Annotated in this window: 6 protein-coding genes; 3 read left to right on the top strand and 3 right to left on the bottom strand. The window is 42.5% G+C overall.

The window, feature by feature from the left end; genetic code table 11:
- Positions 1-281 precede the first annotated feature (281 nt).
- From IQ257_RS12855 to IQ257_RS12845, 3 genes are read left to right on the top strand one after another with little or no spacing between them, the layout of a single operon-like run.
- Positions 282-818, top strand: coding sequence for a hypothetical protein (locus IQ257_RS12855; protein WP_193878133.1), 537 nt, complete (start codon positions 282-284; stop codon positions 816-818).
- A 14-nt stretch (positions 819-832) separates the two neighbouring features.
- The gene (locus IQ257_RS12850) at positions 833-1,666 is read left to right on the top strand and encodes a DUF1822 family protein (RefSeq protein WP_193878135.1); all 834 of its coding nucleotides are present in this window, start codon (positions 833-835) and stop codon (positions 1,664-1,666) included.
- 33 nt (positions 1,667-1,699) lie between these two features.
- Positions 1,700-2,644, top strand: coding sequence for an Rpn family recombination-promoting nuclease/putative transposase (locus tag IQ257_RS12845; RefSeq protein WP_193878155.1), 945 nt, complete (start codon positions 1,700-1,702; stop codon positions 2,642-2,644).
- A 93-nt stretch (positions 2,645-2,737) separates the two neighbouring features.
- Here IQ257_RS12845 and IQ257_RS12840 read toward each other — a convergent pair whose 3' ends face one another.
- The 3 genes from IQ257_RS12840 to IQ257_RS12830 all read right to left on the bottom strand — a co-directional run bounded on the left by IQ257_RS12840 (position 2,738) and on the right by IQ257_RS12830 (position 7,234).
- Complete coding sequence (locus IQ257_RS12840; RefSeq protein WP_193878137.1) at positions 2,738-3,934, bottom strand: hypothetical protein; 1,197 nt, start codon at positions 3,932-3,934, stop codon at positions 2,738-2,740.
- 51 nt (positions 3,935-3,985) lie between these two features.
- The gene (locus IQ257_RS12835) at positions 3,986-5,176 is read right to left on the bottom strand and encodes a tetratricopeptide repeat protein (protein WP_193878139.1); all 1,191 of its coding nucleotides are present in this window, start codon (positions 5,174-5,176) and stop codon (positions 3,986-3,988) included.
- Positions 5,177-5,464: 288 nt separating this feature from the next.
- Positions 5,465-7,234, bottom strand: coding sequence for a hypothetical protein (locus IQ257_RS12830; RefSeq protein ID WP_193878141.1), 1,770 nt, complete (start codon positions 7,232-7,234; stop codon positions 5,465-5,467).
- Positions 7,235-7,247: the final 13 nt, after the last annotated feature.

Below are 7,247 nucleotides of genomic sequence, written 5' to 3'. Positions count from 1 at the left end.
GTGGTGGGGTTGGCGGTTGGGAAACAGCCGTACAGCTTATTAGGCTGACACTACTGAGTACAATGGGTAGATGTTGAAGTTTCATGGTGAGTTGGGTTCCTAGAGTCGTTTTCAGTGGTAAATTAACCTTATTTAGCAGTCTAGAAGCAGGCTATACCCAACAATCAACCCAACAACCCAACAAAATCGGTTAAAAAAGTTGGAAGTTTCCTAAGATAGGTTTCTGGGGTTTATCTGCCCTAAGCAAATTGGGTAGTCTTAACAAAGAGAGGATGGACAAGATGAACCGACAACTTTGCTTAGAATGTAGGGAAGCGGAGGAGGAATCAGGAATCGATATCAATCGCCTCCTAAATGAATTGGCTTTAATCAAAGGCAAAGGACATCCAACTGAACTGTCTGAGAAAGAAACCCTCTATTTATGTCTATCGCTGTGTGGGTGCAGCAATTCTGAAACAGCCTATCGATATTATCTTGATAGGAAGCCAAATGAGGAGGAGTTGGCTTGTCAAGATTATATTAAAAGACTGAGGAGAAATATGAATGCTGAAATGTCTGATAAAGTCAATGGATATATTAAAGAGCTTATGGGGATAGAAGCCAATAAATATAAACCCACTTGGTCGAAAGTTAGGCAATTTTTGAGCAGCCATGGATATGCGCGTCCACAGAATTCGCCTCAGGTTCAGCCCAAAGACATGAGAAAGGCGGTGATGATAGTCGAACTTCAAGAAATTGTTGTTGAGGATGTGAGAAAGACATTAGAAGATAAATACGGAATAAATATTAATATTTTACAAGTTTTAGACATAAAATAAGGAGAACTAAAATAGTGACTATCAATCAAAAGAAAGGTAGAGTAATTATTTTTGAAACCTCCTCGGAGGAATTAGAACAGCTTCAAGCGCTTTTTGAATCAGGAGAGTTGAGTAGAGTCCTAGGTATTCAAGTTTCGGATATCGGTGCAATAGCTGAATCAAACCCCACCGCCCCTGTATCAATCGGTGTGCAGTTACGGCAATGGTTTCAGCAAAATGTACTGGATAAATGGGAAGCAGAAGCAACACTGATTGGTACATTCCTCGCCCAAGAAATGAATGATACATCCAGTTGGCGTCAGGAATTAGAAGGAGTGCGGGGGGGGTCGAGATCAGGGGTGATTCGTCGCTATATAGAATTACTGGATAATCCCGATAAACAGGTGAGTTTTCAAGCAGCCTTGGAATTAGGGGAAACAGGAAATCCTGATCCAGCGATTATTCAGGCATTAGTCAAAGGATTGCAAACCTGTCACCATGAGGAAACCTCTTGGCAAATTGCGTTAAGTTTAGGAGAACTGGAACCCAGCCATTCGCAAGCCGCATTTGCCCAACATAAAACGATAGAATTAGCTGGACAAGCGGTGGAGTTATTGGTGGGGGTGAAGCGGAATTCAGAACAACAGATTGATGTTGTGTTGCAGGTGTATTCGACAGAGTTAGAGGATACATTACCGGAAGGGTTAGAGTTAACTGTATTGGATGAATTGGGGCAAATTTGGCGAAAAATGACAGCACAGGCGGGGGATTATTACAGTCAGGTGGGATTAACGATTCCTTTGGGGAAAGGGTTTACAGTTGAATTGGGATTAGGGGATGTTCGGGTTAGGGAAAGTTTTGTGGTTTAACGTTCGCTTTTCAAGTGTTGAGGAATTATGAAGCTGAGATTTATTAGCCCTAAAACCGACTTTGCTTTCAAGAAAATATTTGGCTCAAACGACAGCAGAGATATCTTGATTAGCTTTTTAAATGCCTTAATCTATGATGCCAATCCTGTGATTCAGGATTTAGAAATCATTGACCCTTATAATCCCAGAGATGTCGTTGATCTCAAAGATAGCTATCTAGATGTAAAAGCCTTACTAGATAATGGCTCAACCGTATTAATTGAAATGCAGGTACTCAACGTGGCATCCTTTGAGAAGCGTGTCATTTATAACCTAACCAAAACTTATGCGAATCAACTCAAATATGGGGAAGGATACTCTTATCTTAAACCCGCTATTGCCTTAACCATTACCGATTTTCTCATGTTTAACCAAACGCAACGGTTCCTGACACGCTTTGGCTTAAAGGAAACACAGGAGTTGTTTGATTATCCTGATCCGGAAATCGAGTTGATTTTTGTGGAATTACCCAAATTCACGAAAACCCTGGATGAATTAGACAGTTTAACGGATAAATGGATTTACTTTATTAAAGAAGCTCCCAGCTTGGAAGTCATTCCACCCACATTTAGTCAACTTCCGGCACTGGATAAAGCCATGAATATCGCGAATCAAGCGAATTTAAGTGTAGAGGAATTGGAAAAATTGCGTAAACAAGAAATGTTTCTCGAAGACCAACGGGGATTTATTATTCAGGCAGAGCAGGATGGATTAGCTAAAGGCTTGGAGCAAGGATTAGAGCAAGGGCGTCGAGAGGAAGGAATCCGATGGACACTCCGTTTACTGGAGCGACAGTTTGGATTAATTGCTCCAGAAATTATTAACCAAATTCAAAACTTGTCCTTTGAACAAGTAGAACAGTTAGGAAATGATGTTTTAGGTTTCAATAGTTTAGAAGACTTATCAAACTGGCTACAAGAAAATGGAATGAGTCGGTGATGCTATAGCGCTACGCGCCAGGGAATAGGGAATAGAATCATGGTGTGTTAGCGAAGCGTAACGCACCCTACAATTTATACAATTTATAAAATTTCAAAGGGAAGCATATTTGAGATCACCGAGAGGATTTTCGATACTTAGGAAAGATAAGGATGGGGATTGAGTTCGCTGGGTGGCTTTTCGCTGTTGGTTGTCAAGTCCGACTTTGATACTGGGGAGATAGGTAATCGTAAAGGTATCGAGAAATAAGCCATGAATTGGTAATAAGTGCAAGTCTCGGTGGGGAACTAAAATTAAATGGGTGATGGAGGGACAATGCTGCTTGAGGTGCTGCCTAATTCCTGGAATATCCAGCAGTTCCTTGAGGCGTTTTAAGGATTTGGGCATAGTTTTTGCCCAGCGCTTCTCCTCGTCTGAGGGAATACAGGGTTGAGGATTTCCCCTGTCTCTGGAATTGGCTTGGTTGCGCCGTTGGTCAAATTGGCGATAAGCTTGATAATCCTGTTTCCAGGTTTTCATCCAGTCTTCAAATTTGAGCAGTTGTTGAAAGGATGGGGGCGGGGATTGGGGATGGTTATTTTCAGTGGCTGGATTCCTGGGTTTGAGAACATGAAGTGGCTGTTCGTGTCCCAGGATAAATGTGGTAATCGCCGCCGGACTGATGTGCCAGTAAATAATCGCGGTATGGGGATTTAATAGGTGTTGCATTTGCTGATAACTGGAACTGTCTTCGGTAGATTTATAAGTACCGTAGCGCAGCCAGCGCAGGCAGAGATTTTTGCGTTCTTCGGCTAATTCCAGGGCTTTTATCGGGTGAGTGGGTTCGGGGGAGTGGGCGAGTTCATCAACCCGCAATTGCACCAAGCTGGCAAATTTTCGGGAGAGTCTGATTTTATCAGCGTCTAAGGACATTTCTTGCAGTAAACGTCCCAGTAAGTCGGTGGCTTCTGCGAGTAATACCTGCACGTCTTGGGTTTGATTTAAGCCACGGTAGACTTGAATGAGATCTTGTAAAACTTCTAGACGCCGTAATCGTAAATGCGGTGAGGTGAGGAATTTTAGGGCTTGTTGATAACATCGTTTGGCATCACGCCAGTAGGGTAAACAGTTTTGTTGTTGTTGTCCTTGGGAATAGTAGAATTGACCTTTTTTCCAATGTAAATAGCCACACCCTTCGTTATATTCGGGGTTATCGGGTTGGAGGGCTTGCAATCCGTTATTATAGTTTTGAATTCTTGCTTCATAACCATCTATATAAGAGACAGCTAAAGCTCGATTCGCCCAAGCCATCCAATCTTGATTATTAGTTAGCTGTAAGGCGTGGTCATAAGCATCAATGGCTTATTGATATTGACTGAGCATATAGAAAACGCTTCCCTGTCCATACCAAACAAAATAATAATTTGGTTGTATTTTCGTGGCTTTTTTATGACATTTTAAAGCTTGTTTGTATTTTTTTAGGCTATAAAAAATATTGCCTTTTTTATTCCAAGCTGAAGAATCGCTTGATTTTAGAGCAATAGCTCTGTTATAACTATATAGCGCTTCTCTATAGCGTTCTAAGGCACTGAGAGTATCACCTATTCTCAGCCAATCATCATAGGATTCTGGTTGAACTTCTAATATTTTTTGTTGCAATTGCAAAGCTTCATGATAGCGTCTTAACTTATAAAGAGCAAAAGCTTTTTTTCGCCATGTAGTATAATATCCTTTTCCTTGTAAATTTAACGCATAATTATAGCAATACAGTGATTCTTTATACTGCATTAACTCTGAAAACACATCACCATTAGTTATCCAATCGTCATAGTTTTGAGGTTGGAACTGTAGTGCCTGTTTATAGCTAGCTTGTGCTTCTTTATAGCGTTTTAAAACTTTGAGGACTCTACCTTTAGCATCCCATGAGATAGAATAGTCAGGTTTAATAATCAGTGCTTTTTCATAGCACGCCAAGGCTGCCTCATAGCATCCGCAGTCTTTTAATAGATTGCCCTTGTTATGCCAGATAATATATGCATCTGGCTTTATTTCTAGTGCCTTTTCGTAGGACAGTAATGCTTTTTCATGATCTCCTAATTCTTTGAGAACATTTTCTTTACCATGCCAGGGACTGGAGTCATTAGGATTAATTTCTATAGCTTTTTCATAGCTAGCTAGGGCTTCTTTCCAGCGACCTAAGCCATGGAGTACAATTCCATAATTATTCCAGGCATTGTAGTTATCTGGTTGTTTGGCTATTGCTTGCTCCAAGTAAACTAATCCTTCTTCGTAGCGCCCTAATGCATTGAGAACTAAACCCTTGCCATTCCATGCAGCAGAGTCGTTAGGGTCAATCCTTAAAGCTTGTCCGTAGCAATCCAAGGCTTCTTCATACCGCCCTAAATACCATAAACAATTGCCTTTGTAACACCAAGCTTGAGGGGAGTCAGGTTGAATCTCCAACGCCCTGTCAAAACTAGCCAATGCTGCTTCGTAATTCCCCGCATTATATTCCTGAACACCTTTGTCATACCATTGTTGTGCTGTCTCCATCGCTGACCTCACCCTGCTACAGCAAGCCTTACGCTAACTCTCTATTGTAGAAAAACCCAAGAGTACGTGCGCTTTCCTCCGCCAAATTTTAACCCACCTTCCGCACTTCAAGATGTAATATAACAGAAACATAAAGAGCGATCGCTAAAACGAGGTAGTGACTGAGTAAAAATATTTAGTTGGTTGACTAGCCAAAATTTGACTAAATGAATCAACACCCAAGAGGGACAATCGAATTGCCGCGAATTCTAAGTTAACTGAGTATTTTTACTTGATTCTTTGGGTCGGTTAGCGATCATTTTCAGTATGTTTTTTCTGTGTTACAAACTGAAGTGCGGAATGTGAGTTCAAAATACAATCTGCCTTCAGAACCACTAAATCTTGGGTTTCTAAGACGGAACAAGGTACTACTAAGGGTTTTAGGGCGGGTATTTTCCCGGCTTCTAGTTGGGCGATCGCTTCGTTAGCAGCGGGTTGGTATTGCATCAGCCAATTATTATTGGCAATAGAATCAGGGGTGAAAGGGGTAGCGGGTAACAGCCAAAAATCGATACCATATTTTTCAATAAAATCGCGCACGACTCTTGGATTTGGACTGTACTGGGCGTTAATTAAATCGAGGGTACGCTGACGAAATTGACGATAGTAACCCCAGTGGTAGGGAACGGCATATTCTCGACCCACCAATATAGACCGTTGGGCGAAGGTTGGCAAGTTATTGGCTTCTTCAGCTAGGGAGGCAATCAGAGTATGTTGGGGTTGCTGTTGAAAAAATTCGTATAACTTGGGGACGCCTCCGACAGTATAGTAAGTCCAGGGGAAGGTATTTAGGGCTAAGTGGGGGTATCCCAGTAAGGTAATACTGATGAGTGCCGTTGAACCTAGGGCTAGGATTTGCCGGAGTTGAGTTGATTTAGCTCCTAAGGAAATTGCGTCTATTAAGAGGGTGAGGGTGATTCCTGCGGCTAGTGCGATCGCAATTCGCAAGCTATGTTGAGTATAGCGACTGGGGAGGTGGAGCTTGAATAGCAGGGCGTGGGCGGCAAAAAATAGGATACCAGAAGCGAGTAATAGTTTGGGTAATACTCCGATACCCCTTGTTATCTGTTGGGTTAGGGGAAAGCGCGAGGGAAGGTTTAATAAAATTGGCAGGAGTAACCCACTATAGGCTAAGGGGGGAGCTAATGCCGTATCGATACGGATACCACTGCGTCCATTGAACCAAAATTCCCAAGCATCCTCAACAAAAAAACTGGTTCGTCCTTGGGGTAAGAAGTCGGGTAAGGTTTTAGCTATGGCGGCGGTTATGACAGGGCTAAATTCTGAAATGCTGAGGGTGTAGGGGAGTAACACCAAGAATGCGACAGTTAGACTGGTGAGGCAGAAAATATAGTCACGGCGATTTTGAGTCAGATAGGGTAATTTTCGGTTAAACTGCCACAGTTGCAGAATTAATAGGGCAGCGCAGACTAGGACGAGGGAGGGGTAGAATAACCCTAAAAGAGCGATCGCAATTCCAACTCCTACTAGGGACTGTCGTAATAAATAATATAAAAATGCTAGCAGAATTGGGTAAATAAAGGCTTTAGGTGTTCCCGATACCAATCCATCCTGCATCCAGAGATTTTGATTCAGGAGTAAGGAAGAAATAAATCCTGTGAGGGGTACGGGAAGCAGTTCCATGGAAACGGCAAAACAGTAACCCGTCATCACCAGCCCTAGAAACAAAGGCAGGATTTTGCTGAATACCACGGGTTCAATACCTAATGTTGCCATCAACTGGTACAACGCCCTATAGCCTAACGGTGCGACGGATTGGAAATAGTCGGCGATTAAATCCTTGGGAAATAAGGACTCATCTAAAAACCGCCGCATCCAAAAGACGTGCTGACGCGCATCGTCTTGCACAATGTAGTTGCTGCTGAAAGCCTGTTGCAGTGCCAAGATACCGTAAAGGGCAGCAAATATCAGGCTGAGGGTGAGCCAAAAGAGAGTGCGGGGGCTGGATTTATGAGGAGTTGGTGCTGTAAGAAATTGGTGCAGGCGGGTTATCCACATGGGGAAAAGCGTT

This window comes from Coleofasciculus sp. LEGE 07092, from assembly GCF_015207375.1.
In the GTDB taxonomy this organism is placed as follows: domain Bacteria; phylum Cyanobacteriota; class Cyanobacteriia; order Cyanobacteriales; family Coleofasciculaceae; genus LEGE-07092.
The sequence above is the reverse complement of the archived record's forward strand: the minus strand, read 5'-3'. Positions and strand labels throughout refer to the sequence as shown.

Bases quoted from the DNA above. Each gene is read 5' to 3' on its own strand.
- IQ257_RS12855 (WP_193878133.1), top strand. From the start codon at position 282: ATGAACCGACAACTTTGCTTAGAATGTAGGGAAGCGGAGGAGGAATCA.
- IQ257_RS12840 (WP_193878137.1), bottom strand. From the start codon at position 3,934: ATGGCTTGGGCGAATCGAGCTTTAGCTGTCTCTTATATAGATGGTTAT.
- IQ257_RS12835 (WP_193878139.1), bottom strand. From the start codon at position 5,176: ATGGAGACAGCACAACAATGGTATGACAAAGGTGTTCAGGAATATAAT.
- IQ257_RS12830 (WP_193878141.1), bottom strand. From the start codon at position 7,234: ATGTGGATAACCCGCCTGCACCAATTTCTTACAGCACCAACTCCTCAT.